This is a genomic window from Steroidobacter sp., from assembly GCF_036406195.1.
Taxonomy (GTDB): Bacteria; Pseudomonadota; Gammaproteobacteria; order Steroidobacterales; family Steroidobacteraceae; genus Steroidobacter.
Genome location: NZ_DASWVW010000022.1, coordinates 61,130 through 85,075, shown reverse-complemented (window position 1 = coordinate 85,075; position 23,946 = coordinate 61,130). Strand labels below are relative to the sequence as shown.

Here is a 23,946-nt window from a genome sequence, read left to right as displayed (position 1 = left end):
TCCTCCTTGGCGACTAGCGCTTGCGCAGCCGGTCCAGCAACTTTCCGTGAATGCCGCCGAAGCCGCCATTGGACATGATCAGGACGTGGTCGCCGCTCACCAGCGCTGCGTCCAGCTGCGTGATCAGCTCATCCAGGTCCCGCACCGTCCGCGCGCGCTTGCCCAGCGCGGCAACGGAACCCGCGACATCCCAAGTGACACTCGGTCCCTGATACATCCAGACGTGATCAGCTTGCGATAGCGCACCAGCTAAAGCCGCGGAATGGGTGCCGAGTTTCATGGTGTTCGAGCGCGGCTCAAGCACCGCGATCAAGCGCGCCGAGCCGACCTTTCGGCGCAGGCCGTCGATGGTCGTCGCCACCGCGGTCGGGTGATGGGCAAAATCGTCGTACACCGTGATGCCATTGACGACACCACGCACTTCCATGCGCCGGCGCACGCCTTGGAATTCCTTCAACGCAGCGATCGACGTCTCGATGGGCACGCCCGCGCCGCGCGCTGCCAGGATCGCGGACAACGCATTCTCGGCGTTGTGCCGCCCGAGCATCGACCAGCTCACTTCGCCCACCGCCCGGGTACCCTGCATGATGGTAAAAGTGCTGTAGTCTCCGCCTGCCGGCGCCAGGGCATACCACGCCGTATCGCCATGCATGCCGCTGGCGAAGCGCTCCACCGGCGTCCAGCACCCCATGTCGATCACATGCATCACGTTGGCGTCACCGGCGTTCGCGACCACCAATCCGTGCCGCGGCACCATGCGCATCAGCTGATGAAACTGCCATTGGATCGAGGCCACGTCCGGATAGATGTCGGCGTGGTCGTGCTCGAGATTGTTCAGAATGGCGGTGCGCGGCCGGTAATGAACGAACTTGGCACGCTTGTCGAAAAAAGCCGTGTCGTATTCGTCCGCCTCGACGACGAAGTGCTGCCCGCCGCCCAGGCGCGCGGTGACGTTGAAGTTGCCGGGCACGCCGCCGATCAGGAATCCCGGATCGAGCCCGCCGTATTCGAGCAGCCAGGTGAGAATGCTGGAGGTGGTGGTCTTGCCATGCGTGCCTGCCACCGCCAGGGTCCAGCGTTTGTGGAGCACGTGACGCGCCAGCCATTCCGGACCCGAGGTGTAGGGAATATCGCTTTCCAGCAGCGCCTCGATCAGGGGATTGCCGCGGCTCATGACGTTGCCGACCACCACCATGTCGGGATTCAGCTTCAGCTGTTCGGGGCCGTAGCCTTCGATGACGTCGATGCCGAGCTCGCGCAGCTGGTCGGACATGGGCGGGTACACGCTCTGGTCCGAACCGGTGACGCGATGGCCCGAGGCGCGCGCCAGCGCCGCGATGCCGCCCATGAAGGTGCCGCAAACGCCGAGAATGTGAACGTGCATGAATCCCTGCTTGTGATCGAACGCGGCCAATATGCTGGCAGCTAACTTCTGAGGTTGAGCATCAGCTGCGCGACCGCGTGAGTGGAATAGATGATGGCCACCGTCAGCCCGATGCCCGTGATCAGGCTGCGATCCAGCGCCAGCATGAAGATGCGGCCCAGTACCAGCGCGGTGATCAGGAAGCGCAGCCTCACCCAGTTTATCGACACCTCATCGCTCCAGCCGAGCGCGAGTTGCATGGAACGGATGGTCACATCGAGCAGCAGCACCAGCAAGCCCACCCCGAGCAGGGCGGTGATGGTCTGCACGAAACGCTGGCGGCGGCCGAAGAACGCCAGCACCAGCCATAGCCAGGCGCCCAGCATGAGCGCGTCGACGCAGATGAACAGCAGCGCGGTGGACTGGTCCAGGGCGAACAGCCGCATGCGTACGAATCCCGTGCCCAGGTACGCAATCAGCGCCAGGGTCGCCAGGAATCTGGACGCCGGCAGGTCCTGCGGTCCCTTTCGCCACAGTGCGATGTCGAGGAAGCTTTGCAGAAAGCGCAAAATGACCATGAGCAAGATGCGTGTTGCAGCGGCAAGCCGGCGAAGCCAGCAAGTAATACCGGCGACTCCCCTATAATGCGAGCAATTGTACACGCACGCCCATGCAAGCCGCCCCACCAGTCGCCACGTCCGCTGAACTTCTACATGCGCTCGACCGGCTCGCCGCCGCCGACTTCGTCGCGCTGGATACCGAGTTCATGCGCGAGAGCACCTATTTTCCCAAGCTGTGCCTGGTCCAGCTCGCCACGCTGACGCCCGACGCAGCGGATGTCCATTGCGTACTGATCGACCCGTTGGCCGTACCGGACCTGCAGCCGCTGTGGAATTTTCTGAACGACCGCCAACGCACCAAGGTGCTGCATGCCGCACGGCAGGACCTGGAAGTGTTGTCCGTGGCCATGCGGGGCCCGCTGCAGGGGCCGATATTCGATACCCAGATCGCCGCTGCCCTGTTGGGCCAGCCCGCACAGATCGGCTACGGCGCATTGGTCGCCGCGCAGCTCGGGCAGCAGCTGGAGAAAGGTCATACGCGGACCGATTGGTCCCGCCGGCCGCTGAGCCCGGAGCAGTTACAGTACGCCGCCGACGATGTGCGCTATCTGGTGCCCTTGTATGCGAATTTGCGAGACCTCCTTGCGGCAGCGGGACGCACGCAATGGTTGTTCGAGGAAACTCGTGAGCTGGAAGATCCTTCGCTCCATCGCACGGAGCCGGATGCGGCTTGGAAACGGTTGAAGGGTTTGGACCGGCTGCGTCCCGAGCAGCGCGCCACCGCGAAATTGCTCGCCCACTGGCGCGAGGAAACGGCGATCAAACACGACAAGCCTCGCGGTTGGATTCTGGCGGACGATGCCCTGCGTGAAATCGCCGAGCGGCTGCCTGGCAGTGCGCAGGAACTGGAGAACATCCGCACGCTGCCTGCTGGCGTGGTTCGTCGGCGCGGCGAGGAGTTGCTTGTGCTCGTGACCAAGGGGCGCGAACAGGGTGGCACCGAGCCGGCTGCAAATCTGCCGCCCCGGCCTGAACCTCAGCAGCTCGCGATGGTGACCAAGCTGATGAGCTTCACTCGCGCGACGGCCGAGGAATTGAACATCAGCCCGGAGTTGCTGGCGACCCGGCGCGATGTTGAACAATTGGTGTTTTCGAAGCGCACCGATCGCCTGAGCAGCGGTTGGCGTAAAGATGTGATCGGCGATCGCCTGATCGCCAAGCTGCAAAGCCCCTGATTGCCTCGCCACCGCTTCGCGGCGCTCGGCAGAAAACAGAGTCTTATTTCTTCTTTCCGCGCTTCGCGCGGTAAGAGCCAAGAGCTCAGTGCGAGACTTCCGCACTTCGCGCCGATCAAGAGCCAGTCAGTGCGCTACAGCTTGTCGGCGCTCAAAAAAGCAGGCCCGCGTGCCGCAAGCATGCGGCACGCCAATCAGGGCGGCTGGTTGAGCCAAAGTTCTTGGTTCGTCTTGAAAAAATTAGAAAATGATTTCCCCCTCCCAGCGGGAGGGGGTCAGGGGGTGGGCGCAATCCACCCCCGAGGAAATGTAAGACAACTATTTCTTCGCGCGAGCCTTGCCACCGCGACGCGCGGCCTTCGCCGGACGGCGAGCAACTTTGCGCGCAGCCTTCTTCGCAACGCGACGAGCGGCCGGGCGCTTGGAAGATTTCTTCGCGACCTTGCCTCTGGCAGCCTTCTTCGCCACCTTGCTCTTGGCAGCGGACTTGCCGGCAGCCTTCCGCTTACCAGCAGCCTTACCCTTCGCAGCAGCCTTCTTCCCGGCAGCCTTCTTCCCGGCGGCCTTCTTGCCCGCCTGCTTCGCCGAACCCTGCTTCGCTGCCGGCTTGGCCGACTTCGCAGCGGCACCGCCAGCAGACTTCTTCTTCGAAGAAGGTGCCTTGCGGGAAGCAGACGACCGGGTGACCTTCACCTTGGACGCCGGCACCGGCTTCGCCAACGCCGCGGCTTCCATCCGCTCGGACACTTCTTCGAGCTCGCCCTCGCCCGCCACCTTGCGCAGCAGGCCGAGCTTGGAATAGTGCTCGATCAGCGGCTTGGTCTGCTCGTCGTACACGGACAAGCGCTTGCCGATCACTTCCTCGTTGTCGTCGGGGCGTTGATAGAGCTCCGCGCCATCCTTCGAGCAGGTGTTCACGCCTTCGGGCAGGGTGTGCACGTTGTACACCGTGCCGCACTGGGGGCAGATGCGGCGGCCGGCGAGGCGCTGCATCAGGGTTTCGTTACGCACATCCAGCAACAGCACCGCATCCAACGGCTGACCGATCTCTTCCAGCAGCGCGTTCAGCGCATTGGCCTGCTCGATGTTGCGGGGGAAGCCGTCCAGGATGAAACCGTTGGCGGCATCCTCCCGGCCCAGGCGCTCGCGAATCAGTCCAAGCACGATGTCATCCGACACCAGTTGCCCGGCGTCCATCACCGACTTGGCTTGTTTGCCAAGCTCCGTGCCGCGAGCCACTGCGTCGCGCAGCAGATCACCGGAGGAAACCTGGGGCACGCCGTATTTGCTCTGCAGGCGCTGTGCCTGAGTCCCCTTGCCCGAGCCGGGCGCACCCAGCAATACGATCCGCATCATTTTTGAATCCGACCTCCCGACAAGAGCCGGGGAGGGTACAGAAAGCGACGTTCGAGCGCTATCCTTCGCGACCATTGCGACCGCTCGCATCCCCTTGCCTCAAGAGGCGTCAAGAAACATGCCGAAGAAACCCAGCCCGAGCACAGCGCGCTCGAAGAAGAAGGCCCGTCCCCGCAATGCCTTCTACGCCCAGTCCGGCGGCGTCACCGCTGTCATCAACGCCTCGGCTGCCGGCGTGATCGAAGCCTGCCGTCGCGGGTCCAGCCGCATCGGCAAGGTCTACGCGGGACGCCATGGCATCGTCGGCGCCTTGACAGAAGATCTGATCGATACCAGCAAGGAATCCGCGGCCGCCATCCGCGCGCTGCGCCACACGCCTTCCGGAGCCTTCGGCTCGGCACGTTACAAGTTGAAAAAGTTCGAGGACAACCCGGCGCAGTACCAGCGCCTGATCGAAGTGTTCAAGGCGCACGACATCGGCTATTTCTTCTACAACGGCGGCGGCGACTCCGCCGACACCTGCCTGAAGGTTTCGCAGCTGGCCGACAAGCTGGGCTACCCCATTCAGGCCATTCACGTGCCCAAGACGGTGGACAACGACCTGCCCTTCACCGACTGCTGCCCCGGCTTCGGCTCGGTGGCGAAATATGTCGCGGTGTCGATTCGTGAAGCCGGCTTCGACGTGGCCTCGATGGCCAAAACGTCCACCAAGGTGTTCATCATGGAAGTGATGGGCCGTCACGCCGGCTGGATTGCGGCCGCCGGCGGGCTCGCCGCGGAGAAGGAAGGCGACGCTCCGCACATCATCCTGTTTCCCGAGATCACCTTCGAAGAGGACAAGTTCCTGGCGCGCGTCAAAGCGTGCGTGGAAAAATTCGGCTACTGCGCCATCGTGGTCTCCGAGGGCGTGAAGAACGCCGAGGGCAGGTTCCTGTCCGATGCCGGCCTGCGCGATGCATTCGGTCATGCGCAGCTCGGTGGCGTCGCGCCGGTGATCGCACAGCTGGTGAAAACCAAGCTCGATTACAAATATCACTGGGCTGTCGCCGACTATCTGCAGCGCGCGGCCCGCCACATCGCCGCGAAGGTGGACGTGGAGCAGGCGTATGCGCTCGGCAAGGCCGCAGTGGAGCTGGCGCTCGAGGGTCATAATTCGGTGATGCCCACCATCGTGCGCACCTCGCAGAACCCGTATCGCTGGAAGATCGGCATGGCGCCGCTCGACCAGGTCGCGAATCAGGAGAAGATGCTGCCGCGTGACTACATCACGCCGGACGGCTTCCACATCACCGCCAAGGGCCGCCGGTATCTCAGCCCGCTGATCCGCGGCGAGGACTACCCGCCCTATCGCGACGGCCTGCCTCAATACGTGACGCTGAAGAACGCGCCGGTGAAGAAAAAGCTGGATACCCCCTTTGTGCTATAGTCCGCGCGCTTTTTGAGCCGCTCAAACTGGTGTATTCACGGTATTTCGTGCGCGCCTTCAGCCTGCCCGCGGCTCGTGCAGCGGGCGCGCCTCCATCTGGATTGGAACTGCCTTACTGACGATCTGCTGCTGGTAAAAATTCGGTTCATAACGATTGCCCGCAAGGGGGAGGAAGTTGATGTCCACAGATGTCGCGCTTTGGCTCGCGATCGGCGCCGGTGTTCTGGCCGTGCTGTATGGCGTAATTTCGGTCGGATGGATCAATAAGCAACCTGCCGGCAACGAGCGCATGCAGGAGATCGCGGCGGCGATCCAGGCCGGCGCCAAGGCCTATCTGAATCGTCAGTACTCCACCATTGCCATCGTCGGCGTGGTGTTGCTGGTCGTGCTCGGTCTGGCCCTGGATTGGGCGACGGCGGGCGGTTTCGCGGTCGGCGCCATTCTCTCGGGCCTGGCCGGTTATATCGGCATGAATGTTTCGGTGCGCGCCAACGTGCGTACCGCGCAGGCTGCGAGTGTCGGTCTCAATCCGGCGCTGCAAGTCGCCTTCCGCGGGGGCGCCATCACCGGCATGCTGGTGGTGGGTCTCGGCATGATCGGCGTGGCGGGTTACTTCACGCTGATGCGCCCGGTCATCGGTGACGAAGCCGCCCTGCACTCGCTGGTCGGCCTCGCATTCGGCGGTTCTCTCATCTCGATCTTTGCGCGTCTCGGTGGCGGCATCTTCACCAAGGGCGCCGACGTGGGCGCGGACCTGGTCGGCAAGGTCGAAGCCGGCATTCCGGAAGACGATCCGCGCAATCCTGCGGTGATCGCCGACAACGTCGGTGACAACGTCGGTGACTGCGCCGGCATGGCGGCAGACTTGTTCGAAACGTATGCGGTCACCGTGGTCGCCACCATGGTGCTCGGTGGCTTGATGTTCGTGAGCGCCGACGGCGGGCTCGACATCCGCTACATCATCTATCCGCTGCTGCTGGGTGCGGTCTCCATCGTCGCTTCCATCATCGGTTCGTACTTCGTGAAGGCTCGCGACGGCGGCAAGATCATGAACGCGCTGTACCGTGGCACGGCCGTATCCGGCGTGCTCGCGCTGATCGCGTTCTGGTTCGTGAGCGATATGGTCATGGGTGAAGCGGCCGGCGACCTGTTTGCCTGCGCCGTCATCGGCCTGGTGCTCACCGCCGCGCTGATCTGGATCACCGAGTTCTACACGGCCACCGAGTTCTCGCCGGTGCGCTACGTCGCGGCCGCGTCGCAGACCGGTCATGGCACGAACGTCATCGCGGGTCTCGCGGTTTCGATGAAGTCGACGGCACTGCCGGTGCTCGCGGTGTGCGCGGCCATCTGGGGCGCGTATCACATCGCCGATCTGTACGGCATCGCCATCGCGGCTACCGCAATGCTGTCGATGACCGGCATGATCGTGGCGCTCGACGCGTACGGTCCGATCACCGACAACGGCGGCGGCATCGCCGAGATGTCCGGCCTGCCGGGCGACGTGCGCAAGATCACCGACGCGCTCGATGCGGTCGGCAATACGACCAAGGCGGTCACCAAGGGTTACGCCATCGGCTCGGCGGGTCTCGCCGCGCTGGTGCTGTTCGCCGACTACACCCACAACCTCGATGCCGCCGGCAAGCTGCAGGCGTTCTCGCTGTCCGATCCGGCGGTGATCATCGGCTTGTTCATCGGCGGCCTGGTGCCCTACCTGTTCGGCGCCATGGCGATGGAAGCCGTGGGCCGCGCGGCCGGCTCAGTGGTGGTGGAAGTGCGCCGCCAGTTCCAGCAGATCAAGGGCATCATGGAAGGCACGGCCAAGCCGGACTATTCCAAGGCCGTGGACATGCTGACGCGTGCGGCCATCAAGGAAATGATCGTGCCGTCGCTGCTGCCCATCCTGGTGCCAGTGATCGTGGCCTTCGGCATGAACTTCCTCATGGGGCCGGGCGCGGGCATTCGCGCGCTGGGCGGTTTGCTGATCGGCACGATCGTGACCGGCCTGTTCGTCGCCATCTCCATGTGCACGGGCGGCGGCGCGTGGGACAACGCCAAGAAGTACATCGAAGAAGGCAACTTCGGCGGCAAGGGCTCGGAGACGCACAAGGCGGCGGTCACGGGTGACACCGTCGGCGATCCGTACAAGGACACGGCGGGCCCGGCGATCAATCCGCTGATCAAGATCATCAACATCGTGGCGCTGCTGTTGGTGCCGTTGCTGTAAATCTCGCCAACGTCGAGCACGAAGGGCGCAGCATCGCTGCGCCCTTTTTATTGGTGCAGACTCCGCAGATGGATGACTCACGCAAGCCCGCTCCCCGCTTGCCCGCGGCGGCCCGTTATCTGCTGTTGCTGTTTGCCGGGCTGTGCGTGGCGCTGGGAGTGATCGGCATTTTCGTGCCCGGCCTGCCGACGACGGTATTCATCTTGATGGCCGCCTGGGCCGCGGCGCGCAGCTCACCACGCTTTCATCTATGGCTGGAGGGCAATCCCACCTTCGGCCCGATGCTGAGCAACTGGCGGAAGTACGGCGCGGTGAGCCGTCGCGCGAAGATCACGGCCACGGTGATGATGGCAGCGTGCGCGGGACTCTTGTTTCTCACCACGTCCAGGATGTGGCTCGCCGAAGCCGTCACGGGCTTCATGGCAATCGTGCTGATGTGGCTGTGGTTCCGGCCGGAGCCGCCGCCCGAAATTCAGTGACTGCGCGCTAAACGATGCTGCGCGCCGGCACCACGCGGGCTAGTGGCTGCGGACGACCGAGATAGAAGCCCTGCAGGAAGTCCACGCCCATCTTCTTGGCCGCATCCAGCGCACCGGCATCTTCGACCTGCTCCGCGATCACCCGGAAGTTCAGCGTGCGCGCCAGCTTGATCATCGCCGCCACCATGGCCTGATTCACCGAGTCCACGGCCAGGTTGCGAATGAACGTGCCGTCGATCTTCAGATAGTCGAGCGACAGGTTCTTCAGATTGCCGAACGACGACAGGCCGCGCCCGAAATCGTCGAGCGCGAACTGGCAGCCCATGCCGTGCAACACGCCGATGAAACGCTGCGCATGTTCGATGTTGGTGATCACCGAGTTCTCGGTGACTTCGAAGCACAGCTGATTCGGCGACACCCCGGTGCGGTCGAGCACGTCGACCACGAACTCCAGGAACTGCGGATCGCCCAGCGTCTGGCCGGAAAGATTGATCGAGAGACTGCGGCTGGACGGCAAGCGAATGCCGCCACGGCCCAGCGCGGTCAGCGCCGTCTGCACCACCCAGCGATCCACATCCGACATCAGGCGATAGCGCTCGGCCGCACGCAAAAACTCCGCCGGAGAAATGCCGCCCGGGACATTGTCGTCCTGCAAGCGCAGCAGCACTTCCAGCGCCGGCCCGGTATCGGTCGCAGCTGAGGCAATGATGGGCTGCGCCATCAATTCGAAACGGTTGTCCTTCAGCGCCGACTGCAGCCGCTGCAGCCACTGAATCTCGCCGCGATGGCGCGCGACGGCCTCATCGCGCGCCGAGTAGACGTGCACATGATTGCCCTGCTTCTTGGCGACATAGCAGGCCGAGTCGGCTGCGCTCATCACTTCATCGGGCGCGCCGCTTTCGCGCGAGATCTCGATCAAGCCGACGCTGATGCCGATGTTGAAAATCTTGTCCTTCCACACGAAGCGGTAGTCGCTGATCTTGCGCACCACGTCGTCGGCGATCTGCCGCGCCTTGTCCAGCGGACAGCCGACCAGCAACAGTCCGAACTCATCGCCACCCAGGCGGCCGACGGTATCCGAATCGCGCACCGTTTCTTTGATCAGCGCCGCAACCTCGCGGAGCATGCCGTCGCCGGCCATGTGACCGCAGGTGTCGTTCACGGCCTTGAAGCGGTCGAGGTCGAGGTAGCACAGCACGTGCTTGCCTTCGTTGGTATGCGCCGTCTGCAGCGCCTCTTCCAGGCGGCGCTCGAACTCGCGGCGATTCACCAGGCCGGTGAGCGCGTCGTGGCTGGCCTGATACGACATCTGCTTGGTGATACCGCGCAGCTCGCTCACATCGCGAACCACGACCACGGTTCCGACCAGGTCGCCCTTCTGACCTTTCAGCGGCGTAACGGTGAGCTCCACCGAGCGCTCTTCATTGCCACTGCGCGAGATCATCAAGCCACGCCGGCCGGCGGTGACCTTGGACTGCGTGGCGAGACAATGACGCACCGGATCGCCCAGCGAGCGACGATCGCTCTCGTCCAGCAACTGAATGATGTCCGTGATGCTCTTGCCGAGAGCGTCGACGGCGGTCACACCCATCAACTGCTCGCCGGCTTGATTGACATAGTCGATGCGACCACTCACGTCGGTGGTGATGATGCCCTCGCCGAGCGAGTCGAGCGTTTCCCACGCGGTGGGACGACCGCGAGCCACCGCGGCCACCGGCATGGAGCGCGGGCCCATCTCGACCAGCGTCAACAGCAATGCCGGCCCGCCCTGGTAGTCGATGCGCACGGCGGACAACTCGACGCGCGCGGTGCCGCCGTCTTCATCCGGATGCAGCTCGATTTCCAGACGCTCCAGACCCGGTTCGCCCGCCAGCGAACGGCGCAGGTGTTCAGTCACCAGCTCGGTGTAATCCGGATGCAGCAGGTCGGCGATCGTCTTGCCGGTGAGCTGCTCGGCGCTGGGGCTGCCGGTCAACGCCGCGAACCGCTGATTGGCGAACACGATGTGATCGCGATGCACGGCGACCGCTTCCTGCAGGCCGGCGAGCAGACCTACCAGCGAGCGCTCGCGCTCGCCGATCATCAGGTCCTTCATCGCCATCTGTTCGAGCAGGCGGTTGGCACTCTCGGCGAATTCGGCAGCTGGCCCGTTGACGCGAATGCGCTCCGCAAACCGGCCCGAGCGCACGATGCCCTCCAGCTGGCCAGCAGCGCGCGTCAGAGCCGCGCTCCGGCGCTCCCGCCAGAGAATGAAACCCAGCAGCAGCACGACTGCGACGGCGAGAGAAATGGTCAAAGTCCCCAACAGGGCACTCACATTGAAACGCTCTTGTCCTTCGATCCCCTGATTGAACGAGCCACCGCACGCGGGGACCCGCACTTTCGGTTGGTTACAACGGCGCCGCTAGGATTCACGCGAGCACCTGGTTGTCTGGTCGAAATCGCCGGGGCACTTACGACGGTCACCGGAACGGAGCATAGCGAACGGTTCAACATCTGCCGGGGGGATTGACCATATTGTATGCGGCGAGCAGAGGAATATTGGCCTGAATGCGTCCCTGAAGAACATTTCAGGGTTCCCAGCAGTCCTGGCGCGCGGCGACATCAGCTGGCCCCGACCCAGTATTTACCGCATGTTCAACGCATGTCCGCAACGCCGCGCAGACGCCGTCCTGGCGCCTTGTGTGACGTAATTAAAGCCCGTACCCTTGCGCCGCCCGCGCCGCACCGTTTTCAAACGCTGGAAACGGCCTGCGCGGACGAGGCCGGACGCGCCGCGCCGGCCCGGGTATCAGGCCTGATTTGTCTACGAATATTGCCTATGAATATCGAGTTCGCTCGCGAGCAGATGGTGGAACACCAGGTGCGTGCCTGGGAAGTGTTCGACGACCGGGTGCTGGCCACCATGCGCGAGATCCGGCGCGAGAATTTTGCTCCCGCCCCGTATGGCGAGGTCGCCTTCGCCGATGCCGCCATTCCGCTGCCCAGAGGACAGCAGATGCTGCCGGCGAAAATCCAGGGCCGCATCCTGCAGGCACTGACGCCGGAACCCAGCGACGTCGCGCTGGAGATCGGCGCCGGCAGCGGCTACCTGAGCGCGTGCCTCGGCCGTCTTGCCGCGCGCGTGCGCTCGTTGGAGATCTTCCCGGAGCTGGCCGAGCTGTCCCAGCGCAATCTGTTCACGGCCGCCGTCAACAACGTGGCGGTGGAAGTCGCCGACGGCATGCAGCTCACCGAGCAGGCGGCTTACGATGTGATCGCCGTGACCGGCTCCCTGCCCTTGTACGACGAGCGCTTCCAACAGGCGTTGCGCATCGGCGGACGACTGTTCGTGGTGGTCGGTCAGGCGCCAGTCATGGAAGCCTGGCAAGTGACCCGCGTGGGCGAGCGTGAATGGCAACGTGTCAGCTTGTTCGAGACCGTGATCCCGCCGCTGGTGAACGCGCCGCGCCCGTCCGAGTTCGTATTCTGACCGGTTCCGGCGTCCTGGACGCCGGCCTGGAAATCGCGGCCCGCATCGAGGCCGTGCCATTGAGGCTCTGACCATCGAGCCGCGGACATTGAATCGACATGAGCACTTCCCAACAGATCGCCGAGATCACGCCCGCCGAATTCGTCGCCCGCCGCGCCCGCGGCGACGCGCTGACCCTGCTCGATGTGCGCGAATCCTGGGAGCTCGGCGTCGCCAGCGTGCCGGCTGAACAGCAGGTCGTGCACATTCCCATGGGCGAGGTCGCCGACCGTCTCGGCGAGCTGGATCGCAACCAGGAAGTGGCAGTGTTGTGCCGCTCCGGGCGGCGCAGCCTCGAAGTGGCCAAGTTCCTGCAACAAAACGGCTATCGCGCGGTCAACGTTACGGGCGGCATCCTGGCGTGGTCACGCGATCTGGATGCAACCATTCCGACGTATTGATGCGTCTCAGTGACGCATCACAGGGACGCCTTCGCGGCCCGGCCGATGCTCTGCTGCCCGGTCAGTGTCATTGATGGTTAAGCTCGGCCGCGCCCGAAGCGCGGGCGCCATTATTGATTCGCCAGCGTGTCATCATCGGCGAACGGAATTGGGACTGGAACAAACAAGATGAAAGTACGCGCTCCGCTCGTCATCGCCGCTTGCAGTCTGATACTCGCCTCCGCCAGTGCCGGGGCCGCCGATCTGATCACCGTCTATCAGCGCGCCTTGCAGAACGATCCGCAGATCCGCGAGGCGGATGCGCTGCGCCTGGCCAGCCGCGAGTCCAAGCCGCAGGCACTGGCCGCGCTGTTGCCCCAGCTCGAGGTCAGCGGCTCGTACAGCAAGTTCGATGAAGACCGCAGCCGGACGGACCTGACGAGGAGCAATCCCGAGGACGACGAGAGTCCATTGGTGCCCTTCCCACTGACCAGCACCGCCGACATCACCGCCAAGCAGTACGATTTGGTGCTGCGCCAGTCGTTGTTCCGGTGGGACCAGTGGATGACTCTGCGCCGCGCCGACGCCCAGGTGGCGCAGGCCGAAGCGGACTTTCAGTTTGCTCAGCAGGATCTGATCCAGCGCACGTCCGTGCGTTATTTCGACGTGCTCGCCGCGCAAGACACCGTCGATGCCGCTCAAGCTGCTCTGGACGCGTTCGCGCGCCAGCTCGAGCAAGCGAACAAGCGTTTCGAAGTCGGCTTGATCGCCATCACCGACGTGCAGGAAGCCAAGGCCGCGCACGACCAGGCCGCCGCCGCCCTGATTCAAGCAAAACGCTCGCTCGCGACGGCGCGCGAGCTGCTGCGTGAACTGACCGGCGAATCGTTCGACTCCCTTGCCACGCCGGTCGACGACATGCCGCTGAAGACGCCCGAGCCCGCCAACGAGGAGCAATGGGTGAGCGCGGCGCTGGAGCAGAACCTCCAGGTCATCTCGGCTCGTCTGGCCACCGACATTGCCAAGCAGGATGTGCGCGTGGCGCGCTCCGGCCATTTGCCGTCCATCGATCTGGTGGCAAGCCGCGGAGATCGGGACTACACGGGCGATCAGGTCGGCCGTAACGCAGGCGGTGTGTCGCGCGCGCCGGCCGATCAGTCACAGGTCACCGATTCCATCGGCGTCCAGGTGACCATCCCCATCTACTCCGGCGGAGCCACCTCGTCCCGCGTGCGTCAGCAGGTTTACCTGCATCGCGCGGCCCGTGAGCGGCTGGAGCGCGCAAATCGCGAGACCGAGCGTTCGGCTCGCGACGCATATCTCGGCGTGCTCAGCGAGATCTCGCGCGTTCAGGCGCTGCGCCAGGCGCTGGAATCCAGCCGCACGGCGCTGCAGGCCACCGAAGCCGGCTTCGAAGTAGGCACTCGCACCACGGTCGATGTCCTTGATGCCCGCCGCCGGCTGTTCGAAGCGCAGACCAACTACGCCCGTAGCCGCTACGACTACATCCTGAACGTGCTACAGCTGCAGCTCGCCACTGGCACGCTCGATCGCGCCGATCTGGAAGAGATCAATTCCTTCCTGCGCGAGCGGGCCATCACGCGCTGATATCACGTGGCGCGGCTGCAGGCCGCGCCCGCCTCCCCGCCTGGCCGGAACTCATCCGGCAGCAATGCGTTGCCTTTCTGATCGATATCCCGCCCCATATCCGGGCGCACAGTCTGGCGGATATCCCAATCGATCTCGATCCATGGGCCGGTCGATGCACCCGTCGATATCATGGCGCCGCGCCGCCGCGCCTGAGCACCAGGGTGGCACGGACGGTCGGCTTTCGACGGAGGCTCCCATGAGCGCCACGCCTCACTCTTCCGATACTCGAACCGCCGGCACCCTGGGTCCGGAACCGCTGCCGCTGTCGCTGCTCGTCAATGGCGAAGTGCGCACCGCGCTCGCCGATCCCGCCACGACGCTGGTCGAATTCCTGCGCGATTCGCTTGGCCTGACCGGTACCAAGATCGGTTGCGATCGTGGCGCATGCTCGGCATGCACCGTATGGATCGACGGCGAAGTCGCCGCGAGCTGCATGACCCTCGCCTTCGATGTGCGCGACCAGAGCATCACCACCATCGAAGGGCTGAGCCATGAAGGCAAGCTGCATCCGGTGCAACGCGCCTTCATCGAACACGACGCCCTCCAATGCGGTTTCTGCACGCCCGGCATGGTGATGAGCTGCGCGCATCTGGTGGACAAGAATCCTCGCTGCACGCTCGAAGATGTGAAGGCCGCGATCTCCGGCCATCTGTGTCGCTGCGGAGCCTATCCAAACATCTTCAAGGCCACGCTGGCTGCCGCAGCCGCCGTCGACCAGGACCGCTCGGCATGAGCACCGAACGCCAGTTACTTGCTGGCATCGTCGGCGAGCCGATGCAGCCGGTCACACGCCAGGTGCCTCACGAGGAACCGCCGGAGTGGCCCACGAATGCCGAGCTGCAAGTCGTTGGCCGTGACGTGCCACGCTTGGACGCTGTGGAGAAGGTTACCGGCCGCGCGCGCTTTACGTTCGATGTGCAAGTGCCCGGCATGCTGTACGCCCGTGCAATCAACAGCACCGTGCCGCATGCACGCATCAAGTCGATCGATACAGCGCAAGCTGAAAAGTATCCGGGCGTGCGCGCGGTGCATGTGCTCGAAAAGTTGTTGCTGGTGGCGCAGCTACGCGATCCGGGAAAGGAAGCAAACGAGCGCTACCCCATCGTACGCTTCACCGGCCAGCCGATCGCTGCAGTCGCCGCGACCTCCGCGCGAGCCGCTGAAGCTGCGGCGAAGTTGGTTCGTATCGAATATGAGCCCCTGCCCCATGTCACCGAACTGGCGGATGCGATGCAGCCGGACTCACCGGCCGTATATCCAGGCCCCACGGAGCAAGCGGCGACCGCGGGCGGAGGCGGAGCCCCGCGCGGTCTGCCGCAAAAAGGTAACTTGCGCGGCCCGAATACGCGCGGCTCACGTGGCGATATCGATCTCGGCTTTCGCGAAGCCGATGTGATCGTCACAGGTGAATATCGCACGCAAGTTCAAACTCACACGCCGCTGGAAACTCACGGCATCGTCGCCGACTGGCATGACGATGAGCTGATTCTCTATGCATCGACGCAGCACGTTATGAGCGTGCGCGACGAAGCAGCCGGCGTCTTCAACCTACCGAAGGAAAGGATTCGCGCCATCAGCGACTACACCGGCGGCGGATTCGGCGCGAAGTACGGCATTGGCAATTACGGCACGTTGGCTATTCATCTCTCTCGCAAGGCGCGCGCGCCGGTCCGGCTCGTGCTGGATCGGCGCGAAGAGCACGTATCGGTCGGCAATCGCCCCAGCAGCCTGCAGCGCTTGAAGATCGGTGCGAAGAGCGACGGCACATTGACCGGCATCGAGCTGCAAAGCTTCGGCACCGGAGGCGTTGCGGCCGGAGCTGGCGTCGGCGGCTGTCATCACAGCATGTATCCGTGCCCGAACGTGAAGATCGAGCACTACGACGTATTCACCAACGCCGGGCCGTCCACAGCCTTTCGTGCCCCCGGCCAGGTGCAGGGAATATTCGCGCTAGAGCAAGCCATGGACGCACTTGCTGCACGGTTGCAGATGGACCCTATCGCGTTACGAGACAAGATCGATACGCGCGATGCCGATGATGTTCGCGCCCGCGCGGCGGAGCGTCGCATCGGCGCAGAGAAATCTGGCTGGTCACGGCGGCGTGCGCCTGGAAGCGATCCAGGGCCGATCAAGCGCGGCATGGGCATGGCGCAGTCCATGTGGCCCTACATCGTCAACAGCTACACGACCTGTGAAGTGCGAATTTCAGGCGACGGCACCGTCGAGGCCTTTTGTGGCACGCAGGACATTGGCACCGGCACACGAACTGTGTTCGCGCAGGTTGTCGCCGAGGAGCTTGGACTTCGAGCAGAAGACATCACAATCCATGTCGGTGACTCTCGTTTTCCTCCTGGACCACCGTCAGGCGGTAGCCGCGTCACCAGTTCGCTGACGCCAGCTGCGCGCAACGCGGCTTACGCGGCACGACGTGATATTGCGGGTCGGGTCGCGCCGCTGTTGCAAGCAAATCCCGACGATCTGATCTTTCATCGCGGGCGCATCGAAAAGCGCGGCGATCCAGCGGCGTCTCTCGGTTTCTCCGAAGCACTGCGCCGCGCCGGCATTGAAACCCTCGTTCACTGCGCCGATCGTCGCGACGACTACGAAGGTTATGCGCGCAAGGCGGGTGAGCTGTTCATCAGCTCGCATGCGATCGGCGGCGTGCAGTTCGCGGAAGTCTGTGTCGACACCGAGACCGGCGTGGTCAAAGTCGAGCGCGTCGTCGCCGTGCACGATTGTGGACGGCCGATCAATCCCAAGCTGGTCGAGAGCCAGATTCTCGGCGGCGTGATTCAGGGCGTGAGTTATGCGCTCTATGAGGAACGGCGCCTCGATGCGGCGACGGGCGTGCAGCTCAACGCCAACATCGATCAATATAAGATCGTCGGCGCGCGCGAGACGCCACAGATCGAAGTGCACCTGATCGAGCTGTTGGGGCGGCAATCGTCCACGGACGCGCGAGGCGTTGCGGAACCTGCCAACATAGCGACCGCGGCAGCCGTGGCAAATGCGTTCTTCAACGCCACTAGCAAGCGCATCTACACGCTACCCATGACACCCGCGAACGTGCTCGCGGCCCTGCGCTCGGAGTGACCCGGAGTGGGTATGCAAAGTTTCGAGTGGGTGGATGTAACGTCGGTCGAAGAAGCGGCAGCGCTCCTGGCCGCAACCTCGGCGCATGCGCCGGTGATCGCGAAGGCGGGCGGCATGGATCTGCTCGATCTGATGAAGGAGGGCATCGTTCGTCCAGCGCGTGTGGTCAACCTCAAACGCATCCGCTCGCTGGGCGAATTGCAGCTCGATAACACGGGCCTGCGACTGGGCGCGTTGATGACGCTGACTCAAATCGAGCGGGACGCCGGCATCCGTTCTCACTATCGGGCGTTGGCAGAAGCTGCGTCGCATGCAGCCACCCCACAAGTGAGGAACGCGGCGACGATTGGCGGCAACCTGTTGCAACGGCCACGTTGCTGGTATCTGAGGAACGATCACTTCCATCGCGTCGCCCCATCGGACCCCAAGGTGGACCCCAAGGTGGATCATGCCGAGCACCAGCACCACGCCATCTTCGACAATCAACAGACAGCGATAGTGCATGCATCCACGCTGGCGACGGCATTGGTGGCGTATGACGCGACCGTGCATCTGACATCCAACGAGGGATCGTCGCGTGCGGTGGCGTTGCAAGACTTTCTGTTGCCGCCGTCGATGGAGCGCGATCGCGATACCCTCATCGCCGATGGTGAGATCCTGACTCGCGTCAGCGTGCCGCCTATACAGGCGAATACACGATGCGCGTATCACAAGCAGACGGAGCGAGACAGTTATGACTGGCCGATCTGCGACGTCGCCGTCGTGCTGCAGATGAATGGCGATACGGTCACCGCCGCGAAAATCGTGCTTGGCTGGGTCGCTCCGACACCGCGCCGCGCGATGGAAGCGGAAGAGTTGTTGGTCGGCCGCAAGCTCGACGAACGAGCCGCCACCGAAGCCGCTGCGGTCGCCGTTCGCTCCGCCACGCCGCTCGTCAAGAACGCCTACAAGGTCGACGTGCTCCGCGCCGTCATCAAACGCACCCTGTTAGCCGCGACCTGACGACTCGCCCGGCTCCGAGCATCTTGCGGTGCCCGAATAGAAGTCATTCTGCCGCCGCCTTGCGCGACCTGCTCAACCCCGATGCCCGAGCAATCTCGCCGGCAGGAACAACAGCGCCTTGAGGAAGGCGAACATCGCCTCGACCACCACCGCCAGCGCGCGGAACGGCAAGGACAACAGCCAGATCAGCGGCAGCAGAAAGATGATCAGCAGCGCCAGCGGCCAGGCGACGACGAACAGCAGACACCAGGCGATTACGACCAGCACGAACGACATTGCCATCTCCTCAACGTTTGCCACCGCCTCGGCAGGCGGATGTTGTCGCCGCCCGCCAGAGCTGGCGGCGCGGCGCATTCGTTGCTTGAGATGCGCCAGCGCTACATAAGGTTGCAGCACCGGCTCGTTTGCATCAGCTGCCGCGAGTGACTGGCATCTCCACCCCGGCGCCCGGCTTGCTCGCGTACCGGGCCAGCTCCAGCTTGGCGATGGCGTTGCGATGAACCTCGTCCGGCCCATCCGCGAGCCGCAAGGTGCGCTGACCCGCCCACAGGCTGGCGAGCGGGAAATCCTGCGACACGCCGCCCCCGCCGTGCGCCTGGATGGCCCAGTCCAGCACCTGCAAGGCCACGTTCGGCGCGACCACCTTGATCATCGCGATTTCCTGCCTGGCGACCTTGTTGCCCACCGTGTCCATCATGTACGCCGCGCGCAGCACCAGCAGACGCGCCTGATCGATCATGCAACGCGCATCGGCAATGCGTTCGTGCCACACCGATTGTGCGGACACGGGTTTGCCGAACGCGACGCGTGAGCTCAGGCGCTTGCACATCAGCTCCAGCGCCCGCTCCGCGACACCGATGGAGCGCATGCAGTGATGGATGCGCCCGGGCCCGAGGCGGCCTTGCGCAATCTCGAATCCCCGCCCTTCGCCCAGCAGAATGTTCGCAACCGGCACGCGCACGTTGGTGAGATCGACTTCCGCGTGCCCATGCGGCGCATCGTCGTAACCGAAGACCGACAGATACCGCATGACCGTCACGCCCGGCGTATCGGCGGGCACCAGGACCATCGACTGCTGCTGATGTTTGCTGGCCTCGGGATTGGTCTTGCCCATGACGACGAACACCTTGCAGCGCGGATCGTTGGCGCCGCTCGACCACCACTTGCGGCCATTGATCACGTATTCGTCGCCCGCGCGGCGAATGCTGCACTCGATGTTGGTCGCATCCGAGGACGCCACCGCCGGCTCGGTCATGAGGAACGCGGAGCGGATCTTGCCGGCGAGCAGCGGCTCCAGCCAACGGTCCTTCTGCGCCTCGGTGCCGTAACGCTCGATGGTTTCCATGTTGCCCGTGTCCGGCGCCGAGCAGTTGAACACTTCCGGCGCCCAGGGCACGCGGCCCATGATTTCGCACAGCGGCGCATATTCGAGATTGGACAAACCCTCCGGCGCGCGGGGCGAGTGCGGCAGGAACAGGTTCCACAACCCGGCGGCGCGAGCCTTGACCTTCAAGTCCTCGATGACCTTGGTCGGCACGAAGGCATCGCCGTTGCGGCGATTGGCGGCAACTTCGGCCTCGTAGACCGCCTCGTTGGGATAGATGTGCTGGTCGAAGAACTGCAGCAGGCGCGCCTGCAGCTCCTTCACGCGGGGGCTGTATTCAAATTCCATGCTCGTTCTCCGCAAGATGGCTCGAGGATTGCCAGCCGCTAACATGCCGATGCGCGGCCCCACACGCCAATGCATAGTCTGAATCCGGCCCGATCAGCAATATGCATAGTGCGCCCGATCCGGGACAATAACGCCGGCTTCACAGGCGCGGGAGGCCCGCCGTGCAACTCTCCAGGATCGATCTCAACCTGTTCACCGTGTTCGATGCCATCTACCGCGAAGGGGGCATCACTCCCGCCAGCCGGCGGCTGCATCTGTCCCAGCCCGCGGTCAGCCATGCACTGGGAAGACTGCGCGAGCTGCTCAACGATCCGCTGTTCGAGCGTCGTGGCCACGAAATGATCCCGACGCCGCTGGCGCGCTCGCTGGCCGACAGCATCGCCAGCTCGCTCGGCGGCCTGGAACAGATGCTCCAGCGCGTGGGCCATTTCGAGCCGGGCACGGCGCAGCGTTGTTTCACCATCGCGGCCCGCGAATCGCACGAGCTCGCGTTTCTGCCCGAGCTGATGTGCCGCCTCGGCAGCGAAGCCTCGCACGTTCACGTCGCCTCGGTGCGCATCGACCGACGCGATCTGGAAGAAGACCTGCAGAGTGGTGAGATCGATGTCGCGCTCGACGTCGCCCTGCCGCTGTCGAGCGAAGTGCGTCGTGAGCTCATCAGCACGGAACCGTTGGTGGTGCTGGCGCGTGCCGATCATCCTGTCGTGCAGGGCAAGCTGGACATCGAGACTTATTTGGCCCTGTCACACGTTCTGGTAACGGGCCGCCGCCGGGGCGGCGGTTATGAGGATGCGGCGCTGGCGCGCCTCGGCTTGTCTCGACACATCAAGGTGCGCTGTCAGCAACACGCGGCCGCCAGTCAGGTGGTGAGCCGCTCCGACCTGCTGGTGACGCTGACCCGCAGCCAGGCCCTGTTCGCCAACCGGCAGACCGGGAATCAGCTGCTGCCCTTTCCCATCGAGGTGCCGCCGTTGGAGTCCTTCCTGTACTGGCACTCCAACGTCGACGAAGACCCGGCATCGCAATGGTTCCGGGCGCAGCTGCGCGCCTGCCTGACCAGTGGTTGGCGGTTAGTGGTTAGTGGCCAGTCAGAGTAAAGGCGGGAACTGCTCCTATTCTGACTGACCGCTAACCGCCAACCACTAATCACTGTTTTACTGAACGTCTTTGTACGTCTCGACCACTCGCGACACGATGCCGTAGTCGATCGCTTCGTTGGCGCTCAACCAGAAGTCGCGCTCCATGTCGACCACGACCTTCTCGTACGGCCGGCCGGTCTGCTTCGCGATGGTACGAGCGATACGCTCACGCGTGCGCAGGATTTCCTTGGCTTGAATGGCAATGTCAGTAGCCTGGCCGCCGGCGCCGCCGAGCGGTTGATGAATCATGAAGCGCGTGTTCGGCAGACACACGCGATTCTGTTTCTCGGCCGCGAGGAAGATATGCGTGCCGGCACTGGCCACCCAGCCCGTGCCGATGGTGGTCACCGGCGCGTTGATGAAACGAATCATGTCGTGAATGGCATCGCCGGATTCGACGTGACCGCCCGGCGAGGAGATCAGCACCCGGATCGGTGCATCCGATTGCTGCGATAACGCGATCAACCTTTCGCACACGTTGCGCGCGACGGTGTGGTTGATCTCGCCGAACACCAGCACGAACCGCGACTTGAACGACAGCTGCTCCGCCAGTCCCTCGGGACGTTCGGTCTTTTCGGGCTGCTTCTCTTCTCGCTCGGCGTCAAAGATAGGGGCGGACATGGATACTCCTTGGGGCACGGATCCGGCGGCCAGGGCCGCCAGGGCGCCGAATTCTACCATTCGCCGCTGTTGGGCATGGACTTCCACGGCTCGCGCGGTTCGAGCGCGCCGCCCTTCTGCAGCAACTCCACCGAGATCTTGTCGGGCGAGCGCACGAATGCCATGCGGCCGTCGCGCGGCGGCCGGTTGATGGTGACGCCATGGTCGATCAGGCGCTGACAGGCGGCGTAAATGTCGTCAACTTCATACGCCAGGTGGCCGAAAGCGCGGCCGATGCCATACTGTTCCGGGTCCCAGTTGTAGGTCAGCTCCACCTGGGCGTGCTCGTCGCCCGGCGCCGCCAGGAACACCAGGGTGAAGCGCCCTGTTTCGTTCTCGATGCGCCGGACCTCGCGCAGCCCCAGCGCTTCGCAGTAAAAGCGCAACGAAGCGCTCAGATCCGTGACGCGCACCATGGTGTGCAGATACCTCATGAGCGATACCCTCGGTGGCAGAATAGCTCGGACGACAGCCAGGACGGCGGCGCTCATGATAAACGCAGCGGCGGGGCGCAAAGGAACTCCGCTGATGCGATTGCGTTGATTTCCTCGAAGCTACCGGCAAAAACAGGACATATGGGTGCGGATGCGCCAGGCGTCAGAGTGGATTCGCAGCGATGCGCGCCCAGGACCAGCATGGGTCGAACGCTCGTTCCGGTATTGATCTGCATCCTCGCCTCCAGCACCGCGGCGCTGGCGCAGACGGCGGAGCAGCCTGCCGATCCGGCTGCGGAACCTCCGCCGCAGACTGAACCGGTTCAGCCCGAGATCGGGCCACCGGAAGATGAGCCGCCCGGCGATAAACCCGAACCCCTGCCTCCGGACGATGCGCCCGCCGAGGCTGCCAACCCGCAGAATGCGAATCCCGCGACAGTCAGTCCAGCGGACGCAAACCCCACGGACGTCACTCCCGATGATGCCAACTCGGGCGATGTCAACTCGGACGATGTCGATCAGGGTCCGTTGCGTGACCCACTGCTGCAACAGGACGCAGGCGATCCCCTCACGACCGAGCGCGAGACCGTGCCAGAAGACAAGGACGATCCGCTCGCGGCCGGACCGCCCAAGGAGAAAGAGGACGAAGCCGGTCCGATGGAAATCTGCGCGCAGCCCGACGCGGGCTATCTCAGCGTCCTACAGCGCGTGCGCCGTGGCCTCACCGTCACGGCCTGCGCCTCCTCGGCATGGCTCGATGGTCTGTTTGGAGATCAGATCTACTACGACGACTATCACGCCACGCACGGCACCGTGACGGTTGGCGGACTGTGGAGCGACTACGACGGCTTCGACCCGCGCCTGCGATTTCGCGCACGCCTGCAATTGCCGCAGTGGGACGAGCGCATTTCGGCGTTCGCGGGCCGCGTCGGCGAAGACGACTACATCAGCGACACCGAAAACGACTTCCAGGCGCTGCCGTCGCGCCAGTTCGGCACGCTCGAGGACGAAAGCGTGTTGGTGGGCCTGGGCTACTCCAAGCCGGACCGCACCGGCAACGACTTCGATCTCGGCGTCGGCGTGCGCGTCGATTGGCCGCTCGATCCCTATGCGCGCGCACGTTACGAGATCGTTCGCCCATTCGCCGAACGTTATGTATTCACGGCCCGCGAAACCGTGTTCTGGCAAAACACCGAGGGCTTCGGCACCACCACGCGCATCAATTTCGACCGCGTGTTCTCCGATCGCTACCTGCTGCGTTGGAGCAATCTGGGCAAGTACACCGAAGAGACCATCGGGCTCGAGTGGTACACCCAGCTCACCTTGTTCCAGAGCATCGGCCAGCGCACCGGCCTGGCGTGGCAGGCGCAGGTGGAAGGGGCGACCGACAACGAAGTGCAGCTGACGCGCCATGCCGTGCGCCTGATCATGCGCCGGCAATTGACGCCCGACTGGCTGATCCTGGAATTGCGCGGCGGCGTCGGCTGGCCGCGCCGCAAGCTCAGCGAAGAACGCGATGCCAGCCCGGAAATCGGCATCGCGGTGGAGATGCAGTTCGGCCCGAAGCGCAACCGCGTGCGCCCGGACTGAAGCTTCGATTCCCTGCTCTTCGTCGCGCCGGGAGTTCTAACGAAGTGCCCGCGGACCGCGCGATGAACAAGTAACGGTGCCGCGGACCCAAAGCCCACCGTCACGAGCTTTGTAGTCCGCGGCCGCCGACACCCAGCAGTTCCGTTGCCAGCGATGTTCGATGAGTCTTGTT

General features: G+C 64.1%; 21 protein-coding genes. 12 read left to right on the top strand and 9 right to left on the bottom strand.

The window, feature by feature from the left end:
• Positions 1-13: 13 nt before the first annotated feature.
• Positions 14-1,384 carry a UDP-N-acetylmuramate:L-alanyl-gamma-D-glutamyl-meso-diaminopimelate ligase gene (mpl, locus tag VGE08_RS10555; RefSeq protein WP_331067846.1) on the bottom strand — a complete coding sequence of 457 codons (1,371 nt, stop codon included), beginning with the start codon at positions 1,382-1,384 and terminating at the stop codon, positions 14-16.
• 41 nt (positions 1,385-1,425) lie between these two features.
• Positions 1,426-1,941, bottom strand: a complete 516-nt coding sequence (locus VGE08_RS10550) for a hypothetical protein (protein ID WP_331067838.1) — start codon at positions 1,939-1,941, stop codon at positions 1,426-1,428.
• Positions 1,942-2,033: 92 nt separating this feature from the next.
• Between VGE08_RS10550 and rnd the strand changes: the two genes are divergently transcribed.
• Complete coding sequence (gene rnd, locus VGE08_RS10545) at positions 2,034-3,158, top strand: ribonuclease D (RefSeq protein ID WP_331067837.1); 1,125 nt, start codon at positions 2,034-2,036, stop codon at positions 3,156-3,158.
• A gap of 318 nt (positions 3,159-3,476) precedes the next feature.
• Here rnd and VGE08_RS10540 read toward each other — a convergent pair whose 3' ends face one another.
• A complete protein-coding gene (locus VGE08_RS10540; RefSeq protein ID WP_331067836.1) occupies positions 3,477-4,514 on the bottom strand; it encodes an adenylate kinase in 1,038 nt (345 codons plus the stop codon).
• Between the two features lie 118 nt (positions 4,515-4,632).
• On the opposite strand from VGE08_RS10540, the gene VGE08_RS10535 reads away from it, so the two are divergent.
• The 3 genes from VGE08_RS10535 to VGE08_RS10525 all read left to right on the top strand — a co-directional run bounded on the left by VGE08_RS10535 (position 4,633) and on the right by VGE08_RS10525 (position 8,643).
• Positions 4,633-5,940, top strand: coding sequence for a 6-phosphofructokinase (locus VGE08_RS10535; protein ID WP_331067835.1), 1,308 nt, complete (start codon positions 4,633-4,635; stop codon positions 5,938-5,940).
• A gap of 178 nt (positions 5,941-6,118) precedes the next feature.
• Positions 6,119-8,164: a sodium-translocating pyrophosphatase gene (locus tag VGE08_RS10530; protein WP_331067834.1), complete on the top strand. Its 2,046-nt coding sequence runs from the start codon at positions 6,119-6,121 to the stop codon at positions 8,162-8,164.
• Positions 8,165-8,232: 68 nt separating this feature from the next.
• Entirely contained in the window at positions 8,233-8,643 is a 411-nt protein-coding gene (locus VGE08_RS10525; protein ID WP_331067833.1) for a YbaN family protein, read from the top strand.
• Positions 8,644-8,650: 7 nt separating this feature from the next.
• Here the strand turns inward: VGE08_RS10525 and VGE08_RS10520 are convergent, their stop codons facing one another.
• Positions 8,651-10,960, bottom strand: a complete 2,310-nt coding sequence (locus tag VGE08_RS10520) for an EAL domain-containing protein (RefSeq protein ID WP_331067832.1) — start codon at positions 10,958-10,960, stop codon at positions 8,651-8,653.
• A gap of 504 nt (positions 10,961-11,464) precedes the next feature.
• On the opposite strand from VGE08_RS10520, the gene VGE08_RS10515 reads away from it, so the two are divergent.
• The 3 genes from VGE08_RS10515 to VGE08_RS10505 all read left to right on the top strand — a co-directional run bounded on the left by VGE08_RS10515 (position 11,465) and on the right by VGE08_RS10505 (position 14,142).
• A complete protein-coding gene (locus VGE08_RS10515; protein ID WP_331067831.1) occupies positions 11,465-12,115 on the top strand; it encodes a protein-L-isoaspartate O-methyltransferase in 651 nt (216 codons plus the stop codon).
• A 98-nt stretch (positions 12,116-12,213) separates the two neighbouring features.
• On the top strand, positions 12,214-12,555 hold the full coding sequence (locus VGE08_RS10510; RefSeq protein WP_331067830.1) for a rhodanese-like domain-containing protein: 342 nt from the start codon (positions 12,214-12,216) through the stop codon (positions 12,553-12,555).
• A 168-nt stretch (positions 12,556-12,723) separates the two neighbouring features.
• The gene (locus VGE08_RS10505) at positions 12,724-14,142 is read left to right on the top strand and encodes a TolC family outer membrane protein (protein WP_331067829.1); all 1,419 of its coding nucleotides are present in this window, start codon (positions 12,724-12,726) and stop codon (positions 14,140-14,142) included.
• A gap of 2 nt (positions 14,143-14,144) precedes the next feature.
• Here VGE08_RS10505 and VGE08_RS10500 read toward each other — a convergent pair whose 3' ends face one another.
• A complete protein-coding gene (locus VGE08_RS10500) occupies positions 14,145-14,315 on the bottom strand; it encodes a hypothetical protein (protein WP_331067828.1) in 171 nt (56 codons plus the stop codon).
• 65 nt (positions 14,316-14,380) lie between these two features.
• On the opposite strand from VGE08_RS10500, the gene VGE08_RS10495 reads away from it, so the two are divergent.
• The 3 genes from VGE08_RS10495 to VGE08_RS10485 are packed head-to-tail and all read left to right on the top strand — an operon-like array spanning position 14,381 to position 18,279.
• Positions 14,381-14,917 carry a (2Fe-2S)-binding protein gene (locus tag VGE08_RS10495; RefSeq protein WP_331067827.1) on the top strand — a complete coding sequence of 179 codons (537 nt, stop codon included), beginning with the start codon at positions 14,381-14,383 and terminating at the stop codon, positions 14,915-14,917.
• Complete coding sequence (locus VGE08_RS10490; RefSeq protein WP_331067826.1) at positions 14,914-17,277, top strand: xanthine dehydrogenase family protein molybdopterin-binding subunit; 2,364 nt, start codon at positions 14,914-14,916, stop codon at positions 17,275-17,277. Before VGE08_RS10495 ends, VGE08_RS10490 begins: the two co-directional genes overlap by 4 nt.
• A 12-nt stretch (positions 17,278-17,289) precedes the next feature.
• Positions 17,290-18,279 carry an FAD binding domain-containing protein gene (locus VGE08_RS10485; RefSeq protein ID WP_331067825.1) on the top strand — a complete coding sequence of 330 codons (990 nt, stop codon included), beginning with the start codon at positions 17,290-17,292 and terminating at the stop codon, positions 18,277-18,279.
• Between the two features lie 72 nt (positions 18,280-18,351).
• Here the strand turns inward: VGE08_RS10485 and VGE08_RS10480 are convergent, their stop codons facing one another.
• Positions 18,352-18,555 carry a hypothetical protein gene (locus VGE08_RS10480; RefSeq protein WP_331067824.1) on the bottom strand — a complete coding sequence of 68 codons (204 nt, stop codon included), beginning with the start codon at positions 18,553-18,555 and terminating at the stop codon, positions 18,352-18,354.
• 133 nt (positions 18,556-18,688) lie between these two features.
• Positions 18,689-19,951, bottom strand: coding sequence for an acyl-CoA dehydrogenase family protein (locus tag VGE08_RS10475; protein WP_331067823.1), 1,263 nt, complete (start codon positions 19,949-19,951; stop codon positions 18,689-18,691).
• 161 nt (positions 19,952-20,112) lie between these two features.
• Between VGE08_RS10475 and VGE08_RS10470 the strand changes: the two genes are divergently transcribed.
• A complete protein-coding gene (locus VGE08_RS10470; RefSeq protein WP_331067822.1) occupies positions 20,113-21,048 on the top strand; it encodes a LysR family transcriptional regulator in 936 nt (311 codons plus the stop codon).
• A gap of 57 nt (positions 21,049-21,105) precedes the next feature.
• On the opposite strand, the gene VGE08_RS10465 is transcribed toward VGE08_RS10470, so the two are convergent.
• Together VGE08_RS10465 and VGE08_RS10460 are read right to left on the bottom strand one after the other, a co-directional pair.
• Entirely contained in the window at positions 21,106-21,711 is a 606-nt protein-coding gene (locus VGE08_RS10465; RefSeq protein WP_331067821.1) for an ATP-dependent Clp protease proteolytic subunit, read from the bottom strand.
• Positions 21,712-21,764: 53 nt separating this feature from the next.
• Positions 21,765-22,184 (bottom strand): VOC family protein, encoded by a 420-nt coding sequence (locus tag VGE08_RS10460; RefSeq protein WP_331067820.1) that lies wholly within the window; start codon positions 22,182-22,184, stop codon positions 21,765-21,767.
• Between the two features lie 201 nt (positions 22,185-22,385).
• Between VGE08_RS10460 and VGE08_RS10455 the strand changes: the two genes are divergently transcribed.
• Complete coding sequence (locus tag VGE08_RS10455) at positions 22,386-23,774, top strand: hypothetical protein (protein WP_331067819.1); 1,389 nt, start codon at positions 22,386-22,388, stop codon at positions 23,772-23,774.
• The last annotated feature ends 172 nt before the right edge of the window (positions 23,775-23,946 follow it).

Excerpts from the sequence above, each read along its gene's own strand:
- VGE08_RS10515 (WP_331067831.1), top strand. The coding sequence starts at position 11,465 with ATGAATATCGAGTTCGCTCGCGAGCAGATGGTGGAACACCAGGTGCGT.
- VGE08_RS10505 (WP_331067829.1), top strand. The coding sequence starts at position 12,724 with ATGAAAGTACGCGCTCCGCTCGTCATCGCCGCTTGCAGTCTGATACTC.
- VGE08_RS10480 (WP_331067824.1), bottom strand. The coding sequence starts at position 18,555 with ATGTCGTTCGTGCTGGTCGTAATCGCCTGGTGTCTGCTGTTCGTCGTC.
- VGE08_RS10465 (WP_331067821.1), bottom strand. The coding sequence starts at position 21,711 with ATGTCCGCCCCTATCTTTGACGCCGAGCGAGAAGAGAAGCAGCCCGAA.
- VGE08_RS10475 (WP_331067823.1), bottom strand. The coding sequence starts at position 19,951 with ATGGAATTTGAATACAGCCCCCGCGTGAAGGAGCTGCAGGCGCGCCTG.
- VGE08_RS10495 (WP_331067827.1), top strand. The coding sequence starts at position 14,381 with ATGAGCGCCACGCCTCACTCTTCCGATACTCGAACCGCCGGCACCCTG.
- VGE08_RS10550 (WP_331067838.1), bottom strand. The coding sequence starts at position 1,941 with ATGGTCATTTTGCGCTTTCTGCAAAGCTTCCTCGACATCGCACTGTGG.
- VGE08_RS10525 (WP_331067833.1), top strand. The coding sequence starts at position 8,233 with ATGGATGACTCACGCAAGCCCGCTCCCCGCTTGCCCGCGGCGGCCCGT.
- VGE08_RS10510 (WP_331067830.1), top strand. The coding sequence starts at position 12,214 with ATGAGCACTTCCCAACAGATCGCCGAGATCACGCCCGCCGAATTCGTC.
- VGE08_RS10530 (WP_331067834.1), top strand. The coding sequence starts at position 6,119 with ATGTCCACAGATGTCGCGCTTTGGCTCGCGATCGGCGCCGGTGTTCTG.
- VGE08_RS10460 (WP_331067820.1), bottom strand. The coding sequence starts at position 22,184 with ATGAGGTATCTGCACACCATGGTGCGCGTCACGGATCTGAGCGCTTCG.
- VGE08_RS10485 (WP_331067825.1), top strand. The coding sequence starts at position 17,290 with ATGCAAAGTTTCGAGTGGGTGGATGTAACGTCGGTCGAAGAAGCGGCA.
- VGE08_RS10455 (WP_331067819.1), top strand. The coding sequence starts at position 22,386 with ATGGGTCGAACGCTCGTTCCGGTATTGATCTGCATCCTCGCCTCCAGC.
- VGE08_RS10490 (WP_331067826.1), top strand. The coding sequence starts at position 14,914 with ATGAGCACCGAACGCCAGTTACTTGCTGGCATCGTCGGCGAGCCGATG.
- mpl (WP_331067846.1), bottom strand. The coding sequence starts at position 1,384 with ATGCACGTTCACATTCTCGGCGTTTGCGGCACCTTCATGGGCGGCATC.
- VGE08_RS10500 (WP_331067828.1), bottom strand. The coding sequence starts at position 14,315 with ATGATATCGACGGGTGCATCGACCGGCCCATGGATCGAGATCGATTGG.
- rnd (WP_331067837.1), top strand. The coding sequence starts at position 2,034 with ATGCAAGCCGCCCCACCAGTCGCCACGTCCGCTGAACTTCTACATGCG.
- VGE08_RS10540 (WP_331067836.1), bottom strand. The coding sequence starts at position 4,514 with ATGATGCGGATCGTATTGCTGGGTGCGCCCGGCTCGGGCAAGGGGACT.
- VGE08_RS10535 (WP_331067835.1), top strand. The coding sequence starts at position 4,633 with ATGCCGAAGAAACCCAGCCCGAGCACAGCGCGCTCGAAGAAGAAGGCC.